An 18038-nucleotide genomic window follows, 5' to 3' on the forward strand; every position below is an offset into this window, starting at 1 on the left:
GGACGCATTGTAGGAACCGCCGCGCGGGGACAGTTCGGCGAGCTGGGCCCGTACCCAGGAGGTCACGTCCGCGGCCGTGGGGTCGGCGGTGAGCGAGGTGAACACCACCGGACGGGCACCGCGGGCCGCGGCCGCGTCCCGGGCCATGACGTCGAGGTCGGCGCCCACCAGGGGAGCCAGATCGGTCTTGTTGATGACCAGCAGGTCGCTGCCGGTCACCCCCGGCCCGCCCTTGCGGGGCACCTTGTCGCCCCCGGCGACGTCGACGACGAAGATCTGCCGGTCGACCAGCCCGTAGCTGAACGTCGCGGTGAGATTGTCGCCACCGGACTCGACGAGGACCAGGTCCAGGGGGCCGGTGTCGGCCTCCAGGTCCTCGACCATGTCCAGGTTCGCGGTGATGTCGTCGCGAATCGCGGTGTGCGGGCAGCAGCCGGTCTCGACCGCGCGGATCCGTTCGGGATCGAGCACGCCGGCCCGGCGCAGGAAGTCGGCGTCCTCGGTGGTGTAGATGTCGTTCGTCACCACCCCGATGCGCAGGCTCGACGACAGGGCCCGGCACAGCGCGGCGACCAGAGCCGTCTTACCGCTGCCCACCGGGCCGCCGACCCCGATCCGCGGCGCCCGCCCCGCGCCGGCTGGCCCCGCGCCGGCTGGCCCGCCGCTTCTCTGGAACTCCTCATGCCCGAGGTGCATCGTCGCGCTTCTCCCCTTCGAGGGGCCCATCGGTGTTCACGCGGCGTGCAGGGCCGGCAGCGCGACGCCGAGCTGGGCCCGTTCGAGGAACGCGCCCGGCCTGGCGGTGAGCTCGGCGGGGGAGGGCTCGGCGCCGGCGCGGACGAGCAGGTCACCCAACGCCGCGATCATCACGCCGTTGTCCGTGCACCGCCGACGGGCCGGTATCCGCAGCCGCAGGCCGGTCTGCTCGCAGCGGCTGGCCGCCAGCGCCCGCAGCCGGCTGTTCGCCGCGACCCCGCCGACGATGAGCAGGTCACCGATCCCGTGGTCGAGGCAGGCACGGACCGCCTTGGCGGTGAGCACGTCGACGACCGCCTCCTGGAAGGAAGCGATCACATCGCCGGCCGGTATGGGGGAGTCGGGATGCGACTCGACCCACCGGGCGACGGCGGTCTTCAGTCCCGAGAACGAGAAGGTGTAGGGCGCGTCCGCCCGGCCGGTCAGCGGCCGGGGGAAGGCCAGCGCCGTCGCATCGTGGCCGACCGCGGCCCGGTCGACCGCGGGACCGCCCGGATAGGGCAGGCCGAGCACTCGGGCGACCTTGTCGAAGCACTCTCCGGCCGCGTCGTCAAGCGTGTCGCCGAGGTGGATGATCGGGTCGCGGGCGAGGTCCCCCACCCGCAGCAGCGACGTGTGCCCGCCGGAGACGATCAGGGCGATGAGGGGATCGGGCAGCGGTTCGCCGTCGACGAGGTCCGCGGCGAGGTGACCGGCGAGATGGTGCACGCCGTAGAGGGGAACGTCGAGCGCCGTGGCGTACGCCTTCGCCGCGGCCACCCCGACGTGCAGGGCGGTGGCGAGGCCGGGGCCGGCGGTGACTGCGACGGCGCCGATGTCCGCCGCGGACAGCCCCGCCGAAGACAACGCCGCGCGCACGCAGGGCACCAGCGCCTGCACGTGGGCCCGGGCGGCGATCTCGGGGACCACTCCGCCGTAGCGGGCGTGCTGGTCCATGCTCGTCGAGAGGGCCTCGCCCAGCAGCGTGCCGTTCCGGACGAGCCCCACCCCGGTCTCGTCGCAGGACGTCTCGATGCCCAGCACGACCGGGCCCTGCTCCGGCGGCATCCCCGCAGCCTCCTCGCGATAGTCGGTACCTGCGAGATTACGCCGGTGCGAGGCTCTCGCCGCGCCGCCCGGGGGCTCTCGCCGCGCCGCCCGCGGGCCCTCGTCACGCGGGTGCGAGGTCCCCGTCTACGGACGGGGCCCTCGCCGAACAGGCGCGGCACCGGCCGGCAAGGGCGGCGTGGTCGGGCTGCAGGGTGAACCCGACGGTGGTGGCGAGCCGGCGCGCGACGTCGTCGAGCAGGTCCGCGGGCACGTCGAGGATCGTGCCGCAGGAGCGGCACCGGACGTGCAGGTGGGCGCCGCCGGTGAGGGCCGCCGCCAGGTGGTAGACGGCCGGTCCGTGGTCGGGGTGGACGTGGGTGACCAGGCCGAGGTCGCCGAGGGTCTCCACCGCGCGATAGACGGTGGTGCGGTGCAGGCCCGGGACGATCGTCTCCGCCCGGGCGAAGACGTCGTCGACGGACAGGTGCTCGCTCGTGTCGGCGAGCACCTGGAGCACCGCCCGGCGGGCTGGGGTGACCCGCTCCCCGCGGGCGCGCAACGCGGCGATCCCGGCGGCGGACGGATCGCCACGCCGGCCGTCACGATCCGTCCGACTGTCCTTCACGATCCAGGTGTCCTTCACGATTCACGTGGCACAGTATCCCGCATGACCGTGCTCCCGATCCGCACCGTTGGTGATCCCGTCCTGCGCACTCCGACCACGCTGGTCACGGAGTTCGGCACTGCGCTCGGTCGGCTGGTCACCGACATGATCGACACCATGTACGACGCGCCCGGGGTGGGGCTCGCCGCCCCGCAGATCGGGGTCGGGCTGCGCCTGTTCGTCTTCGACGTCGACTACGACCCGCGTGACGAGTCGGTGCCACGGGTGCCACGGGTGGTGGTGAACCCGGTGCTGGAACTCGGCCCGGACCCGGGGCAGCCGGGGGAGGCCCGGCAGCCGGGGGAGGCCCGGCAGCCCGGCGGGACCCAGCAGCACGGCCCGGAGGGATGCCTGTCCGTCCCGGGGCTGCACTTCCCGACCACGCGGGCGCTGGCCGCGCGGGTCCGTGGGGTGGACGTTACGGGGCAGCCGGTCGAGTACGCCGGTGAGGGCCTGCTTGCGCGCTGCTTCCAGCACGAGGTCGACCATCTCGACGGGATCCTCTACGTCGACCGGCTGACCGGGGAGGCGCGCCGTGCCGCCGTCCAGGTGCTGCGCGAGCCGCCGCCGACCCCGGAGCAGGCACGGGCGGCCGGCGAGTACCTGCGGTCGCGGCGCCGGTCGGGCCGGGCCGGTGATGGTCAGGCGCCGGTCGGGTCGGGCCGGTGACGGCCAGGTATCGGTCGGGCCGGGCCGGGTGATGGTCAGGCACCGGCCGGGTCGCGCCGGGGACGGTCAACGGCGGTCGCCGGTCGCCCGACGGGCTATCTTGGTACCCGCCTCGTCCTCGAGGATGTCACCGGCGAGTGCCCGTCCTCGAGGTGTCCCGTCCTCGAGGTGTCCCATCCTGGAGATGCCCCGGTGAGTGAGGAGTGGCTGCGGTGACCGAGGTCTCCGGCGGGCCGTACAAACGGCCGTTCCGGTTCAACATCCAGTGTTCCTCCCCCGCCGAGGTGAGCGCCCGGTCATGGGCCGACCTCGCCCGCCGGGTCGAGGATCTCGGCTACGCGACGTTGACCGTCTCCGACCATCTCGACGAGCAGGTCGCGCCGATCGCGGCGCTGATGGCCGCGGCCGACGCGACGACGACGCTGCGGATCGGCGCGATGGTGTTCAGCAACGACTACCGCCATCCGGTGGTGCTGGCCAAAGAGGCAGCGACCCTCGACGCGCTGTCCGGCGGACGGTTCGAACTCGGCCTCGGAGCCGGCTGGATGACCTCCGACTACTCCCGAGCCGGTCTGCCGCTCGACCCGCCGGGGGTGCGCATCGGCCGGCTTGCCGAGTCCCTCGCTGTCATCAAGGGGATGTTCGCCGACGGGCCGTTCACCTACAGCGGCACCCACTACCAGGTCGCCGGCCTGAACGGGACGCCGAAGCCGGTGCAGCGGCCCCACCCGCCGATCGTGATCGGTGGTGGCGGGCGCCGGCTGCTGACCCTCGCCGCCCGCGAGGCCGACATCATCGGGCTGAACATGAACATGGTCGGCGGAGTGATCGATGCCTCGCTCGGCGCCAACGCGACGACGGCGGCGACCGAGGAGAAGGTCCGCTGGATCCGGGAGGCCGCCGACGCCCGTTGGGACGATCTCACCCTTCAGGTCCGCATCCACCTCGTCGTCGTCACCGACAACCGCACCCAGGTTGCCGAGCAGCTGGCCGCCGGGTTCGGGCTCACCTCCGAACAGGCACTCGCGACCCCGCACGCGCTGTGCGGGTCGGTCGACGAGATCGTCGACGACCTCGTCGAGCGCCGCGAGCGCTTCGGCCTCAGCACGATCGGGGTCTCCCTGGACGCGTTGACCGCCATGGCGCCGGTCGTCGAACGCCTTGCCGGCACCTGAGCGGTCCGCCGCCCTCCCCCTTAGCCCTTCCCTGGAGTCGTCGTCCTCCGTCCCGTCCCTGTCGAGGAGCCATCGTTGGTCACGCACATGAAGTGGTGGGGCTGGGGCAAGGAGAGTGTCTCCTTCAGCCACAGTGACAAGCCCGACCTCGCGCCGTTCATCCGCACGCACATCGGGCTCGACATCACCCACCCGCCGGCCCAGCCACCGGCCTTCGCGGACCTGACGATCGCGGACCCCGTGCTGCCGGAGTCGCTGCGCGCCGCGCTTGTCGACGCCGCCGGTGCGGAGCACGTCACCACCGACGCACAGGCGCGGGTCGTGCACGCCTACGGCAAGAGCCTGCGAGACCTCGTCCGGGTTCGTAACCACGACCTCGGCCGGCTGCCCGACGTCGTCGTCTACCCGGGAGACGAGGGGGCGGTCCGGGCGGTGCTGGCCGCGGCGCTGGCCTCGGACGCGGTCGTCATCCCGTTCGGCGGCGGCACCAACATCTCCGGCAGTCTCGAGGCGCCGCGCACTGAGACCCGCCCGGTGATCTCCGTCGACCTCGGCCGGCTCGACCGGGTGCTGGAGATCGACGCCGACGCCCGCCTCGCCCGCATCCAGGCCGGCGCCCTCGGCCCGGACCTGGAGGAGCAGCTGGCCGCGCAGGGCTGGACGCTCGGCCACTTCCCGGACAGCTTCGCCCACTCCACCCTCGGCGGCTGGATCGCCACCCGCTCGTCGGGCATGCAGTCCGACAAGTACGGCGATATCGCGGAGATCACCAGGGCGGTGCGGGTGGTGACCCCTGCCGGGGTACTCGTCACCCGGCCCGTGCCCAGCCAGTCGACCGGCCCGAGCGTGCGGGAGATGATCCTCGGCAGCGAGGGGCGGCTCGGGATCATCACCGAGGCCACCGTGCAGGTGCACCGGGTGCCCGAGCAGCGCGTGATCCTCGGCTACTTCTTCCCGACCTGGGACGCGGCACTGCTGGCCATGCGGGAGATCGCCGCGAGCGAGGCCGCGCCGACGGTCACCCGGGTCTCCGACGCCAACGAGACGCGGTTCTCCTTCGCCACCCGCAAGCGCGGCTCCCTGGCTTCGAGTCTCGTCTCGGCCGGTATGAAGCAGTACCTGCGCCGGGTCCGCAGGTACGACCTCGATCAGATGTGTCTGTCGTTCATTGGCTTCGAGGGTTCACCTGCGCATGTCAAGGCCCAGCGCAAGCTGGTCGGGGCGATCGTCGCGCGCCGGGGCGGGATCTGTGTCGGCACCGGCCCGGGGCAGCTCTACGACCAGAAGAAGTTCGACACCCCGTACATCCGGGACTTCCTGCTCGGCCAGGGCGCGATGGCCGATGTGTCGGAGACGTCGACGTCCTGGTCGCAGCTCGGCCCGCTGTACCGGGGGGTGGTCGCACGGGCGAACAAGGCGTTCGCCGAGATCGGCGTGACCGGTTGGATCATGTGCCACCTGTCGCACTCGTATCACTCCGGGGCCTGCCTGTACTTCACGTTCGCCTACGCCTCCCCGGTGACGCTGGAGGCGATCGGCGGGTACGACACGGTGAAGTCCGCGATCCAGCAGGGCTTCATCGAGCATGCCGGCACCCTGTCCCACCACCACGCGGTCGGTGTCGAGCACGCGCGCTGGCTCGCCGACGACATCTCACCAGCCGGCGTGCGCCTGCTCACGGCGCTGTTCGACGGCATCGACCCGGGCCGCAACCTCAACCCCGGCAAGATCGTCCCAGGGGTGGGCACCGCCCCGGGCCCGGCAGCTACGGCGGGACCGGATTCGGCGGGCCCGGATTCGGCGAGCACGGCCGGGTCCGATCCGCGCTGAGATGCGCACGATCCTCGTCATTGGCATCGGTGCCGGCGACCCCGACCAGCTGACGATCCAGGCCGTCAAGGCGCTGAACCGGGCCGACGTCTTCTTCGTCCTGGACAAGGGGGCGGCGAAGGAGGACCTGGTCCGGCTGCGGCGGGAGATCCTCGACCGGCACGTCGAGGGGAACGGCTACCGGATCGTCGAGGCCCGTGACCCGAGCCGCGACCGGTCCCCGACGGACTACACTGCCGCCGTCGAGGACTGGCATTCCCGCCGGGCCGCGCTGTACGAGCGGATGATGCTCGACGAGCTGGGCGAGGACGGCTGCGGGGCGTTCCTGGTCTGGGGTGATCCGTCGCTGTATGACAGCACGCTGCGCATCATCGACCGGATCGTGGCGCGGGGCGTGGTGCGGTTCGACTACGAGGTGATCCCGGGGATCACCAGCGTGCAGGCGCTCGCCGCCAGCCACCGGCTGATCCTGAACCGGATCGGCGGCCCGGTCGAGATCACGACCGGTCGCCGGCTCGCCGCCGGATTCCCGCCGGGGGTCGACGACGTCGTCGTCATGCTCGATGCCGAGAACACCTTCCTGGCCCTGCCTGCCGACGACGTCGACATCTACTGGGGCGCCTACCTCGGCACCCCGGACGAGGTCCTGCTGCACGGTCCGGTCGCCGAGGTCGGCGGACTGATCGAGCGGACCCGCGCCGAGGCCCGCGAGCGTAAAGGCTGGATCATGGATACCTACCTGCTCCGCCGCCGTCCTGCCGTCTGACCTGTTCTGACTTGCTCTTGCTCTTGCTCTTGTCTTTCCAGAGGGATAAATCGGATACGAAAGGCTCTGGAAAGGCAAGGAGGGCGAGGAGGAAAGGTGATAGCGGCTTCTCGTCAATCTGAAGACCGGGCCGCCGACCAGGGCGGAGACGTCCGTCAGAAGTCCAGCCGGTAGAAGGCCGCCATCCGTCGCAGGGCGGGGGCCAGCGTCGCCACCGCGGCCATCACACGATAGCCCGCCGGCAGCGTCCCGGACCGGTCAAGGTCGAAAGCGCTCATGGCGGTCACGCACCGCAGCCGGGGGTCGATCGCCTCAAGTTCCGCGCAGCTGTCGATGCCCCAGGAGACGGTCGCCCCGGCGGCCTGGATCGCCTTGTTGAACCGCTGCATCCGGATACCGCGTCTGCTGAGGGCGTCGAAGACCAACTGGCCGCCGGGGGAGTGTTGGACGATCCGGCGGAGGACTGCCGTGCCTTCGTCCTCGCGGAGGTACATGGTCAGGCCTTCGGCGACCATCAGCACGGGAAGATCACTCGGTATCTGCGCCAGCCAGGACGGGTCGGTCACGGACGAGCCGAGCAGCGTGTAACCCTGACGCGGTGGGTACAGCTGCCGGCGTAGATCCATCACATCGGGGTAGTCCACGTCGAACCAGCGCACGCCGGGGCCGGGGTCGAGGCGGTAGGCGCGGGTGTCCAGGCCGCAGCCCAGGTGCAGCACGGTGGCTTTCGGATGCGTGGTGAGGAACTCGCGGGTCCACTCGTCGAAGTGCCTGGCCCTGAGCGCGACGAGGGCGTGTTCGCTGCGGCGCAGACCGGTTCTGGTGAAGTCAAGGTCGATCTTTTTGACGGCGTCCAGAGCCATGGTGTCGTGCAGGATGGGGTCAGCCGACCCGGCGTCCAGCGCTCTGCCGTACAGCGTCGCCAGCAGCGTCGCTTTCTCGCCCTGCAGGTGCGGCGTTGGCACGGGTGCCATGCTATGCCCGCGCTATGCCGGTCGTCCCGCGGGACGGCGCAATGCTGCAGCGGGACGCGCAATGCTGCAGGCTGGTTACGACTCTGCTTCACGGTACGGCCCGAATCCGGCGGCTGCACCCCCGACGGGGCAGACTAGGCGGCATGGCGAGTGCGTCCACGACCCCCCCCGACCGCACCGGTGGCCTGCGCCTGCCGGTGACCGCCCCGTCGGCGGAGGGCGAGGTGGTCGAGCTCTGTCGGGAGATGCTCCGCTTCGAGTCGGTTAACCGTGGCAACGGCGACGGCAACGAGCGTCCGATCGCGGAGTACGTCGCGGCGAAGCTCGCGGAGGTGGGCCTCGAGCCGATCCTGCTGGAGTCGGCCCCGGGCCGCACCAGCGTGGTGACCCGGGTGGAGGGGGCGGATCCCTCGCGTGCGCCGTTGCTCGTCCACGGTCATCTCGACGTGGTGCCGGCGGATGCCAGCGAGTGGCGCCTGCCGCCATTCGCTGGCGAGGAGGCCGACGGCTGCCTGTGGGGCCGGGGCGCGGTGGACATGAAGGATATGGACGCGATGACCCTCGCGGTCATCCGCGACATCGTCCGCACCGGCCGCAGGCCACCCCGGGACCTCGTCGTCGCCTTCGTCGCGGACGAGGAGGCCGGCGGCGCCCTCGGGGCGCGCTGGCTCGTCGAGAACCATCCCGGCCTGTTCGCCGACTGCTCTGAGGCGATCAGCGAGGTCGGCGGGTTCTCCTACACCGTCTCCGACGACCTGCGCCTTTACCTCATCGAGACGGCGGAGAAGGGCATCGCCTGGATGAAGCTGACCGCGGCCGGCCGGGCCGGCCACGGTTCGATGATCAGCGATGACAACGCGGTGACGGCGCTGTGCGAGGCGGTGGCGAGGCTCGGCCGGCACACCTTCCCGCTGGTCATGACCCCGACGGTCCGGGTGTTCCTGAACTCCCTCGGGGAGGCGCTCGGCATCGAGTTCGACCTGGACGACCTGGAGGCGACCGTCGCGAAGCTCGGCCCGATCGCCCGGATGATCGGCGCTACGCTGCGTAACACCGCCAACCCGACCCAGCTCGAGGCCGGTCATAAGGTCAACGTGATCCCGGGCGAGGCCACCGCCTACGTCGATGGTCGCTATCTGCCCGGTCAGGAGGAGGAGTTCATCCGCCAGCTCGACGAGATCCTCGGGCCGGACATCCGTCGCGAATGGGTCGTCCACGACCAAGCGTTGGAGACCAGCTTCGACGGCGCGCTGGTGGAGGCGATGGCCACGTCGCTGCGCGCCGAGGACCCGATCGCCCGGGCCGTGCCCTACATGCTTTCCGGCGGCACGGACGCGAAGTCCTTCTCCCGGCTCGGCATCCGCTGCTTCGGGTTCTCCCCGTTGCTGCTGCCGCCCGACCTGGACTTCTCCGGCATGTTCCACGGGGTGGACGAACGGGTGCCGCTCGACTCGCTGCGCTTCGGCGTCCGCGTCCTCGACCGCTTCCTGCATGCATCCTGACCCGGACCTCCTGACCCGGACCTCCTGGCCTGAACCTGCCGGTACGGCTTGACGAGATGCCACCGTCCGCGCGCGGAGCACCATCCGCGTATGCGTCATCGTTAATGCATGACATGATGGGGGGTATGGCTGGCGATCCGCTGTCCAGCATCGGCGTCGGAGCTCCGGTGGGCGCAGACGCGGACCACCCCCCGGCTACCTACGCCTATCTCGTGCAAGCCAGCCGGGACGGCAGTGTGTGGATCGCCGATCGGGCCGAGCCGTCCGGGGGCATCGAGGTCAGCGTGTTGTCCGCGCTGGAGGTCGCCCGGCAGGTTCTGCGTCGCCGGTTCGTGCAGCTGCGGGCCGACGACAGCGCCCATTGGCGCGATCACTGGTTCCGGGCCGACGTCTGGACGGTGGGGCGGCCCCGGCAGGCGGATACCGGCGACGCGGGAGCCGACGCCACCGGAGCCGACGCCACCGGAGCCGAGGTGCCGGCCGGATGGGCGTTGTCGGGACGGCATCTGCAGACCCGGGGGATCGCTCCGGACGTGGTCGAGGTGCGCACGCCCTCCCAGGTCCGTTGCCAGGTGGGCGGCTGTCAGGTGGGCAGATAGCCGGGCAGGCCGCCGGGGCGCCGACGGCGGCGCAGCACCACCCGCCGGGAGCCATCCGGGAACAGCCGCAGTCGTTCGAGCTCCCAGTGGCCGAACTCGGCGTGCATCGTGAGGATCTGGACGGCTGCCCGGCAGTCCGTACCCGGCGGCAGGTACAGCCGCTGGTACTCCAGCTCTACTCCATCCAATGCGGCCTGACCTCGTGGTTGCGAGCGGAGGATGACCGGCTGCGCGTGGCGTGGTGCGGCGTGGGATGGCGACCGATCATCGTGCGGTCCCCCTCTACGTTAACCGTTTCGCCATCTTCTGGAAGGGCTTCTGGAAGCGCTCGCGAGATGATGCGGGCCCATGCGCCATGTACCCACCGACGTACCCACCGACGCGCGGCCGGCGGTCAGGGCGCGGCCGGCGGTCAGGGCACGTAGGAGAGGGTGAAGGCCAGCGTCGCGTAGAGGGTCATCGCGGCCGTGGTGGCGGCGAGTGTGAACGTGAAGATCTCCCGCCGGGCGGTGACGAGCGCGGCGACCAGCAGGAACGGGAACGCCCCGTAGACGTACCGCTCGGCGGAGTCCAGGTTGCTGCCGGTCAGCACGGCCGCCAGGACCAGGGCGCTCCACACCGGGTACGACACCGGCAGCCGGCGCGCCATGACCACCAGCCCCACGAGCGCCAAGAGCAGCCACGGCACGTGCAGCGCCGTGCCCAGCTCGCCGGAAAAGGCGCCCCGCGCCGCGTCCCACAGCACTGCCAGCGGGTTCGAGCTGCTGCCGTGACGTGCCGCGTCGCGCTGCAGCGTGAACGGCGCCAGCCCGTCACCGTAGGAGTGCGCCGACCACAGCAGGTAGATGCCGGCGCCGGCCACCGGGGCGAGCACGGCGAGCAGCCGACGCAGCCCATCATGGGCGGTAAGTGTTCCAGCCGTAGGCGTGGTGGTCGGCGTGCTGGGGCTGGGGCTGGGGCCGAGCCGGCGGACGAGCGGCCAGGGCAGCCCCCGGGCCGCCTCGAGAAGTACCGGCACCGCGAGGACCAGACCGAGGGGGCGACACAGGCCGCCGAGCAGACCGGCCACGGCCGCCAGCTCCCAGCGCCCGCTGCGGGCACCGAGGAACACCGCCACGGCCAGCAGCCCGGCGAGTCCCTCGGCGTACCCCATGACCAGGACGAAGGCGGGCGGAGCCAGCGCGGCGAGCCAGATGAGCCGGGTGGTCGCCTCCGGGGCGAACCCCTCGAACCGGGCGAGCCCCACCAGCAGCAGCGCGAAGACCAACGCGCACACGTTGACCACGACCAGGAGCACGACACCGACGTGGGCGTCGGCCCCCGGCAGCTTCGACAACCCCCGCACGAGCAGCGGCAGCAAGGGAAAAAACCGGCGGCTCTCGGCCCCGGCGCCGCTGTACCCGACCTCGGCAATCGTCTGGTACCACCCGGCGTCCCAACCGAGCAGGTCGGTGGTGCTCAGCTGCGCGCCCTGCTGCCCGCGGGCATTGTCGGCGATATACCTGGTCAGCGCCAGCGCCGCACCGACCGCCAGCCGGGCCGCGAGCCAGGCGAGCACGACCTCGCGCAGCTGCCAGCGGTCCTCCCAGCGGGTGGCCGCATGCCGGCCGCCCATGCCGCCACCTACCCGATGATCATCCGGAAGGGCCTCGGTCGCGGTCAAGAGGCCCGGAACCGCAGCAGCGCGTAGTTCTCGTGGACCCTGGCCGGCAGACCCTGCTTCATGACCTCGTCCGCGAGTGGCCGGGCCTCCTGCAGGGTGGTGCGTACCACCGTGCACAGCTCCTCGTAGGTGCGGTACGACCCGGAACCGGCGAGGAAGACGGTGTGCTCCGGACCGGCCTCGGCGAGGGCGCGCCGGGCGATCGCGACCCCGTCGGCTGATTCGTTGCGCCGCTCGTAGTCGGCCCAGTCGACCCGGTCCGGCGGTGCGTAGGTCGGCACGACGTACACCTTCATCCAGTTCGGCACGGTACGGGCGAGGCCTGGTCCGAGCTGGTCCGGGCAGACCAGCATCACATCACCGGGCCGGGCGATCCGCTCGAGGACCTGCGCGGCCTCGGTGGCCTGGCTCCGCTCCCGGTGGATGTCGGAGGTCCCGGCGAGCAGACCGGTCAGGGCCGCGACGGCGACCACTCCGTGGAACACCCGCCGATCGGTGATGATCGTCGCGCCGAGCCCGATGACCAGCAGGAACGGCACGAAGGCGGTGGCGGTGTACCGGTCGGCCCAGGCGTTGCCGACCACCTTGCCCGCGGTCACCGCGACGACGAGCGTGCCGGTGGCCAGCAGGAACAGGGTCCGGCCCGGTTCGAGACCACGCAGGTCGAGAAGGATGAACCGGCCACCCGCGGGCCGGCCGGCGATGCCGGCGGCGGCGAGACCGGTGACCAGGAACAGCAACAGGCGACCCAGGGTCGTCGGGCCGCCGGCCCACTGGCCGTAGGCGTGGGAGATCGCGGCATAGCTGGCGGGCTCTCCCCAGGGGGTGCCGGTGTGGGCGAGCTGGTCGAAGAAGTCGGGCAGCCACGGGGCGAAGACCAGCCCGCCACCGACGATGCCGAGCAGCCCGAAGACCGGCCCCCGCCGCTGCGGGGTGAGGAAACGGGTCGGCGTCCGGTGACTGTGGGGGGCGCCCCGGCCCCGGCTTGCCGGGCTTGCCGGGCTTGCCGGGCTTGCCGGGGCGGAACGGTACCCGGGTACACCCGCGCTACCCGGCACACCCGCTGGGTCCGCCGCGCCCGCGCCCTCGCCGCGCCGGATCTGGCGCTCGACCCACCACGGACGGGCCACCAGCAGCAGGACCAGCCACGTTCCGACCGTGAGCAGCAGGTAGAGGCACCAGTAATGGGTCAGCGCCAGGCCTCCCGCGCAGAGCGCCAGGGCGATCGCCGATCTGATCGACGGTGCCCGCAGGACGCGTTCCAACGCCAGTCCACCCAACGCGGTGAGCAGCACGATGAGGCTGTACATCCGGGTCTCGGTCCCGAAGTACAACGCGAACGGCGACGTGAGGTACAGCACGACGCTGACCCGCGCCGCCCGCTCGCCGACCACGCGGCGGGCGAGCAGGAACAGCGGCCACGCCGCACCAATGTTGATCAGCGCGGACAGGGACCGGACCGCGAAGGTGCCCTCGCCGAACGCTTTGATCCAGCCGTGGAGCACCAGGTAGTACAGCGGCGGTGAGCCGTCCTGTAGCAGGCCGTCCCACATCGTGAAGGCCGACCCGCGCAGGGGCAGGCGGGCGATGGCGACGCTCTGCGCCTCGTCCAGCCAGAGTGCCTGGCTGGCGGTGAACCGCACGATCACCGAGACGGCGAGGAGTACCCCCACTACCGCGATGAAGATCCGTCCCGTACGGCCGGATGCGTTCCCGACCTGGTCGACCGGCTCGGGGAGCTGCTCCGCCGGCCGGACCGCGACATCCGTCACGGTCAGTCCCTTCCGTCCACATTGACCGGACTGCGACGGGCCGGCCGGTAGACGACCGGCCGGCCGGGCAGGGCCGCACCCGGTACCAGTCTCGCGTGGCGCGCCCCTACGCCTCGATGATGTCCCGGATGGGTGACGGGACGCGGCCCGTCCCGTCACCCATCCGCTCCGTACTCGGTAATACCGGGACGTCCCCGGTCATGCCGGCTGGCCCCGGAAGCGGAGCGGGCGCCGGCGGTGAAACGCGCCCGACATTCCGGCGACGCCCGTGTGACGGCGTTCGAGTGGCGACGCCTGTCGAATCTGTGCCCCGGATGAATCCGTCCCGGACAAACCCGTCCCGGATGAATCCGTGCCCCGGGCGAATCCTCCGTCAGGACCGGGCGGTGCCCCGGGCCGGCGACGAAACCTCCTCGTGGTAATCCTCGTCGACGTTGACCTCCCACACATTGTGCTTGGTGCCGTCGATGATGTTCTGGACCGTGAGCATCGCGGTGAGCATCGAGTGGTCCTGGTTGTTGTAACGGTGCATGCCGTTACGGCCGACCGGGTGGACGTTCGGCGTGTTCTCGGCCAGCCAGGCGCGGATGATATCGACGTTCTTCTTGTAGTGTATGTCGTAGTATGGATATGCCTTCGGCATGCGTACGACGAAACCCTGTTCCACCTGCTGGGCCCTGATCAGACCCAGTTCGACGAGTTCTTTCGTCCCGAGCGCGACCAGTTCCTCATCGGGGGCGTTCCAGGTCTCGTCACCCTCGAAGACGAAGTACTCCAGGCCGAGGCAGGTACGCCCGTCCTTGACCAGGAACGGCGACCAGGAGGCGAAGTTCTGGATCCGGCCGACCTTGACGGCGGGGGAGTGGATGTAGATCCAGTTGTCCGGGAAACCGGCCGAGGCCGGCACCACGAGGGCGATGGTGAGGAAGTCGCGGTACTTCAGCGCGTTCGCCGCCGCCAGCACGTGGGCCGGTGCCGGCGGGTCCATCACCCGGACGAGAGAGGAGAACGACATCGACGAGATAAATTCGTCGGCCTGGTACTGGTACTCGCTGCCGAGGTCGGAGCGCGAGGACTCCGGGGCACCGGCCCCCGGGCCGTACCCGCCGGTCACGGTCGTGGTGACGCCGGTCGCGCGGCCGTCGGCGTGGTGGATCTTGCGGACCTTCTCCTCGAAGACCACTCGGCCGCCCTGTTTAATGATCTTGTCGGTGGCGGTCTCCCACATCATTCCGGGCCCGTACTTGGGGTACTGGAACTCCTCGATGAGGGAGGTGATCTCCTTCTGGTTCCGCTTCGGTAGGACCGCGTTCACGATCGCGTTCATCATGGACAGGCTCTTGATGCGCTGCGCGGCCCAGTCCGAGGGCATCTCGCTGACCGGAACGCCCCACAGTTTCTCGGTGTAGGTCTTGAAGAAGGTGCGGTAGAGCCGCCAGCCGAAACGGGCCACCAGCCAGTTCTCGTAGTTGCTCTGGTCCTGCGGCGGCCGGATCCGGGCCGCAGCGTAGGAGGCCATGCAGCGCGCCGCCTCGACCAGGCCGAGCCCGCCGAGCGCGTTTCCGGCCTTGAGCGGGTAGTCGAAGAACTTCCCGTTGTAGTAGATGCGGCTCGATCGGGGGCGCAGCAGGAAGTCCTCGTCCGGCAGGATCTCGTGCCAGAGCTTCTCGACTTCGGGAACCTTGGTGAAGAAGCGGTGGCCGCCGATGTCGAAACGCCAACCTTCACGCTGGGCCGTACGGCTGATTCCGCCGACGACCGAGTCACCCTCGATAATCGTCACGGGGACGTCCCGTTTCACCAGCTCCCAACCGGCGGTCAGACCTGCCGGTCCGGCTCCGATGACGACTACCTCTGGCTTTTCGGTCACTGTGCAGGACCTCTCCTCAACACACACTCATGGTCACTCGGGTGGACGGACACCGGGCATCGCGCCACCGGGACGCCGGACCCCTGGGACCGGTCCCGGGTCGCAAGTGTTGCATGGCGCGAGCGGAGACCCGTCCGCACCCCCTCGACCCGTCCGCACCCCCTCGACCCGACACCATGCGATGATCCGTGATACGTCCGCCCTATTCCCATAACGCGCGTCCGGGCCGCCTGATCGGGTGCGGCTCTGGCATCGTGCGCACATGGCATTGTCGATACCCGGTCAACGGGCACCGCAGACCTCGCCTCCCCCGGACGGGCCGGTTCCTCCGGGGCGGGTGATGCCGGCGATCCTGGTCGGCTGGTGCGCGGTGGCCGGTGGCATCGCGGCCAAGGATGGTCGGTACGGCGCCTGGGCGCTGTCGAGTGTCCTGGTAGGTTTCGCGGCAGTGATCTTGGCGGTGGTGGTCGTGGCCGGCACCGCCGGCCCCGCCGCCGACGCCGGTACTGCCAGCACCGCCGTGGCCGTGCGCCCGCGTGGGTGGTTTGGGGCGTGGCTGCTCGTGGCAGTCATGATCGGCGTCGTGCCGCTCGTGCGCCGTCCCCGCTACTACGCTGTCGGCCGGTTCGCCACGGTGGCGGACGTGCTCGCGATCCTCGCGGGCCTGCTCGCCGCCGGGTCGATCGTGGTCATGCTGCACCGCGCCGGCCGGGGGCGCCGGATCGGCCGGGAGCACCACCAGGGCCGGGGCCGGCTCGATGTGCTCGCCTCTCCGTGGGTGTTCTGGCTGGTCCTGGCCCTGGCCTGCGCGGCGGGCGTCGCCACGATCCGCGCCGCGCCGACGCCCCGCATCGACGTCTTCCACCTGCTCCAGGTCTCCACGGCCGGCCTGCCGCACGGGGCCGACATGTACCGGCAGCAGTGGGCGCCGAGCCGGGCCGAGTACCCGGTCGACGGCTTGTTCGACGTCTACCCCTATCTACCGGTCACGTCCGTGCTCCTGGCTCCCTTCCGGCTTCTGCTCGGTGACGTCCGTTACGGCCTGCTGCTGGCCCTGGCGGTGGCGGCGGTCCTGATCCGCGCGGTAGCGGGCGCGGGAAGGGCACCCGGGGGAAGGGCACCCGCGGCGCCGGCGGTGGCCGCGCTGCCGTTGCTGGTCGTCGTGTTCCCCGAGTCGATGTACGCCCTGCAGCAGTCCTGGACCGAGCCGTTGCTCGTGGCGTGCCTGGCGGCGACGGTGTGGGCGTCGACGAGCGGGCGGGGACGGGTGGCGGTCGTCGCGTTCGCGCTCGCCCTGGCGACCAAACAGCACGTCGTGCTGCTGATCCCCATGGCGGCGGGCTACCCCGCGTTCGGGCCCCGCCGGACGGCTGCGGCCGCGGTCGTGGCGGCGCTCCTCGTCGCCCCCTGGGTGGTGGCCGGTCCCCGGGACTTCCTCGACGACGCGGTCTGGACGAACCTCCACTACGAGGTGCTCGCCCACTCGCTGTCCCTGCCGGGCCTGGCGTCGCATTTCGGGGTCACGCTCGGATTCGGCTTGACCGCGGTCGCCCTCCTCGGCGCCTACACGGCGGCCTGGCGGGCCCGCGGGGACGCCACCGGGTTCTGCCTGGGGGCCGCGTTGGTCCTGCTCACCCTGAACCTGATGAACAAGCAGACCTTCTTCAACCACTACACGTTGCCGATGGGTCTGCTCGTGCTGGCCGTCGCGGCCCTCGCCGTCGACGACCCCGCCCCCGCGGGCGGTCAGCGCAGCGTGGAGAACCGTTCCAGCGACGCGCCCTCGTACAGGTTGCGCCGCTCGACCTGCACGGTGCGGTCGCGCAGCGTGGCGAGCTGGTCGGACAGCACGGCGCAGGCGCCCTCCAGGAACCGGTAACCGTCCGCGCGGACGAGCAGCACGGCGTAGCCGGGACCGGCCAGTTCGTTGACCTCGGCCGCGAAGCTGGTGCCGTTCGCCCGTTTCATCCGGTCGGCGTAGTCGACCCAGTCGACGAGCGCCGGGCCGGAACTGTCCGCGTACACGATCTCCCGTACCGTGACCTCGCCGTGCCGTTCGATTGCCCGGTGCACGGCCGGGCCGAGCTGGTCCGGGCAGTAGGCGACCACGTCTCCCGGCCGGGCCAGCGCGACGATCCGGTCCGCGATCTCCCCGGCCTGGGTGCGTTCGGTCCGGGCGAGCTGCCACCCGCCGAGCAGGCCGCTGAGCGAGGCGACGACCAGTACCCCGGCCCGCACATGCCGGCCCGGCAGCTGGGCGATGCCGAGGGAGGCGAGCAGCAGGCAGGCCGGCAGGGCGATGCCGGTGTAGCGCTCGGCGTAGGCGCTGCCGCCGAACATGTTCACGAAGTAGGCCAGGACGAGGGGGACCAGCCAGATCGCGGCCAGGTAACGGCCCGGCACCCGGCCGGAGAGCTTGACCGCGAGCTCCCGCCCGTCCGGACGCGCGGTCAGGCCGATGAGCGCGCCCCCGAGCAGCACGATGCCGAGCAGCGCACCCGTGGAGGTCGGGCCGGCCCAGTCGAAGACCGTGTCCAGTAGCACCTGGGCCTGCACCTTGGGCGCCCAGGGCGTTCCGGTGTGCAGCATCTGGAACAGGAACGACGGCATCCACGGCGCGAACAGCGCGGCGGAGGCCGCCATCGCGGCGAAGGCCCGCAGGGTCACCTGCCGATACTGGGGCCGCCGCCGGGCCTGCAGCAGCATGAACGCCGCCACGGTGAAGATCAGCAAGAACGTCCAGTAGTGGGTGTAGACGAGGGCGGTGGT

At 71.2% G+C, this 18038-nt stretch carries 14 protein-coding genes and 2 pseudogenes; 7 read left to right on the forward strand and 9 right to left on the reverse strand.

The genetic code is table 11. From position 1 onward, the window contains the following. The 3 genes from ureG to AC08OP_RS06725 all read right to left on the reverse strand — a co-directional run. Positions 1–696 (reverse strand): urease accessory protein UreG (gene ureG / locus AC08OP_RS06715; RefSeq protein WP_476613392.1); only part of this gene is annotated, 696 nt, incomplete at its 3' end. Positions 697–732: 36 nt separating this feature from the next. Continuing rightward, positions 733–1803: a tRNA (adenosine(37)-N6)-threonylcarbamoyltransferase complex transferase subunit TsaD gene (tsaD, locus tag AC08OP_RS06720; protein WP_476613393.1), complete on the reverse strand. Its 1071-nt coding sequence runs from the start codon at positions 1801–1803 to the stop codon at positions 733–735. A 103-nt stretch (positions 1804–1906) separates the two neighbouring features. After that, the gene (locus AC08OP_RS06725; protein WP_462187277.1) at positions 1907–2410 is read right to left on the reverse strand and encodes a Fur family transcriptional regulator; all 504 of its coding nucleotides are present in this window, start codon (positions 2408–2410) and stop codon (positions 1907–1909) included. Between the two features lie 42 nt (positions 2411–2452). On the opposite strand from AC08OP_RS06725, the gene AC08OP_RS06730 reads away from it, so the two are divergent. The 4 genes from AC08OP_RS06730 (at position 2453) to cobF (ending at position 6889) form a co-directional block, all read left to right on the forward strand. Continuing rightward, on the forward strand, positions 2453–3118 hold the full coding sequence (locus AC08OP_RS06730; protein ID WP_476613394.1) for a peptide deformylase: 666 nt from the start codon (positions 2453–2455) through the stop codon (positions 3116–3118). A gap of 212 nt (positions 3119–3330) precedes the next feature. Beyond that, the gene (locus tag AC08OP_RS06735; RefSeq protein ID WP_476613395.1) at positions 3331–4293 is read left to right on the forward strand and encodes an LLM class F420-dependent oxidoreductase; all 963 of its coding nucleotides are present in this window, start codon (positions 3331–3333) and stop codon (positions 4291–4293) included. A 75-nt stretch (positions 4294–4368) separates the two neighbouring features. Next, positions 4369–6123: an FAD-binding oxidoreductase gene (locus tag AC08OP_RS06740; protein WP_476613396.1), complete on the forward strand. Its 1755-nt coding sequence runs from the start codon at positions 4369–4371 to the stop codon at positions 6121–6123. Position 6124: 1 nt separating this feature from the next. Continuing rightward, positions 6125–6889, forward strand: a complete 765-nt coding sequence (gene cobF, locus AC08OP_RS06745) for a precorrin-6A synthase (deacetylating) (RefSeq protein ID WP_462187272.1) — start codon at positions 6125–6127, stop codon at positions 6887–6889. 155 nt (positions 6890–7044) lie between these two features. Here the strand turns inward: cobF and AC08OP_RS06750 are convergent, their stop codons facing one another. Further along, entirely contained in the window at positions 7045–7854 is an 810-nt protein-coding gene (locus AC08OP_RS06750) for a class I SAM-dependent methyltransferase (RefSeq protein WP_476613397.1), read from the reverse strand. Between the two features lie 152 nt (positions 7855–8006). Between AC08OP_RS06750 and AC08OP_RS06755 the strand changes: the two genes are divergently transcribed. Together AC08OP_RS06755 and AC08OP_RS06760 are read left to right on the forward strand one after the other, a co-directional pair. Next, positions 8007–9365 carry a M20/M25/M40 family metallo-hydrolase gene (locus tag AC08OP_RS06755; RefSeq protein ID WP_476613398.1) on the forward strand — a complete coding sequence of 453 codons (1359 nt, stop codon included), beginning with the start codon at positions 8007–8009 and terminating at the stop codon, positions 9363–9365. 125 nt (positions 9366–9490) lie between these two features. Beyond that, positions 9491–9964, forward strand: a complete 474-nt coding sequence (locus AC08OP_RS06760) for a hypothetical protein (protein WP_476613399.1) — start codon at positions 9491–9493, stop codon at positions 9962–9964. Here AC08OP_RS06760 and AC08OP_RS06765 read toward each other — a convergent pair. The 4 genes from AC08OP_RS06765 to AC08OP_RS06780 all read right to left on the reverse strand — a co-directional run bounded on the left by AC08OP_RS06765 (position 9949) and on the right by AC08OP_RS06780 (position 15269). Then, positions 9949–10152, reverse strand: a complete 204-nt coding sequence (locus tag AC08OP_RS06765) for a DUF5703 family protein (RefSeq protein WP_476595004.1) — start codon at positions 10150–10152, stop codon at positions 9949–9951. The genes AC08OP_RS06760 and AC08OP_RS06765 overlap by 16 nt on opposite strands. 224 nt (positions 10153–10376) lie before the next feature. Further along, positions 10377–11579 (reverse strand): hypothetical protein, encoded by a 1203-nt coding sequence (locus AC08OP_RS06770; RefSeq protein ID WP_476613400.1) that lies wholly within the window; start codon positions 11577–11579, stop codon positions 10377–10379. 44 nt (positions 11580–11623) lie between these two features. Next, positions 11624–13399: a glycosyltransferase family 39 protein gene (locus tag AC08OP_RS06775; protein WP_476613401.1), complete on the reverse strand. Its 1776-nt coding sequence runs from the start codon at positions 13397–13399 to the stop codon at positions 11624–11626. A gap of 373 nt (positions 13400–13772) precedes the next feature. Then, complete coding sequence (locus AC08OP_RS06780) at positions 13773–15269, reverse strand: NAD(P)/FAD-dependent oxidoreductase (RefSeq protein ID WP_476613402.1); 1497 nt, start codon at positions 15267–15269, stop codon at positions 13773–13775. 340 nt (positions 15270–15609) lie between these two features. Between AC08OP_RS06780 and AC08OP_RS06785 the strand changes: the two are divergent. Then, a pseudogene (locus AC08OP_RS06785) lies at positions 15610–17055 on the forward strand (glycosyltransferase 87 family protein); the annotation flags it as partial. Here the strand turns inward: AC08OP_RS06785 and AC08OP_RS06790 are convergent. Beyond that, positions 17016–18038 (reverse strand): annotated as a pseudogene (locus AC08OP_RS06790) (glycosyltransferase family 39 protein); the annotation flags it as partial. The pseudogenes AC08OP_RS06785 and AC08OP_RS06790 sit on opposite strands and share 40 nt — an antisense overlap.

This window comes from Frankia sp. CeRuru1 (assembly GCF_977966315.1).

Bases quoted from the DNA above. Each gene is read 5' to 3' on its own strand.
- tsaD (WP_476613393.1), bottom strand. From the start codon at position 1,803: ATGCCGCCGGAGCAGGGCCCGGTCGTGCTGGGCATCGAGACGTCCTGC.
- cobF (WP_462187272.1), top strand. From the start codon at position 6,125: ATGCGCACGATCCTCGTCATTGGCATCGGTGCCGGCGACCCCGACCAG.
- AC08OP_RS06755 (WP_476613398.1), top strand. From the start codon at position 8,007: ATGGCGAGTGCGTCCACGACCCCCCCCGACCGCACCGGTGGCCTGCGC.
- AC08OP_RS06760 (WP_476613399.1), top strand. From the start codon at position 9,491: ATGGCTGGCGATCCGCTGTCCAGCATCGGCGTCGGAGCTCCGGTGGGC.
- AC08OP_RS06730 (WP_476613394.1), top strand. From the start codon at position 2,453: ATGACCGTGCTCCCGATCCGCACCGTTGGTGATCCCGTCCTGCGCACT.
- AC08OP_RS06770 (WP_476613400.1), bottom strand. From the start codon at position 11,579: ATGGGCGGCCGGCATGCGGCCACCCGCTGGGAGGACCGCTGGCAGCTG.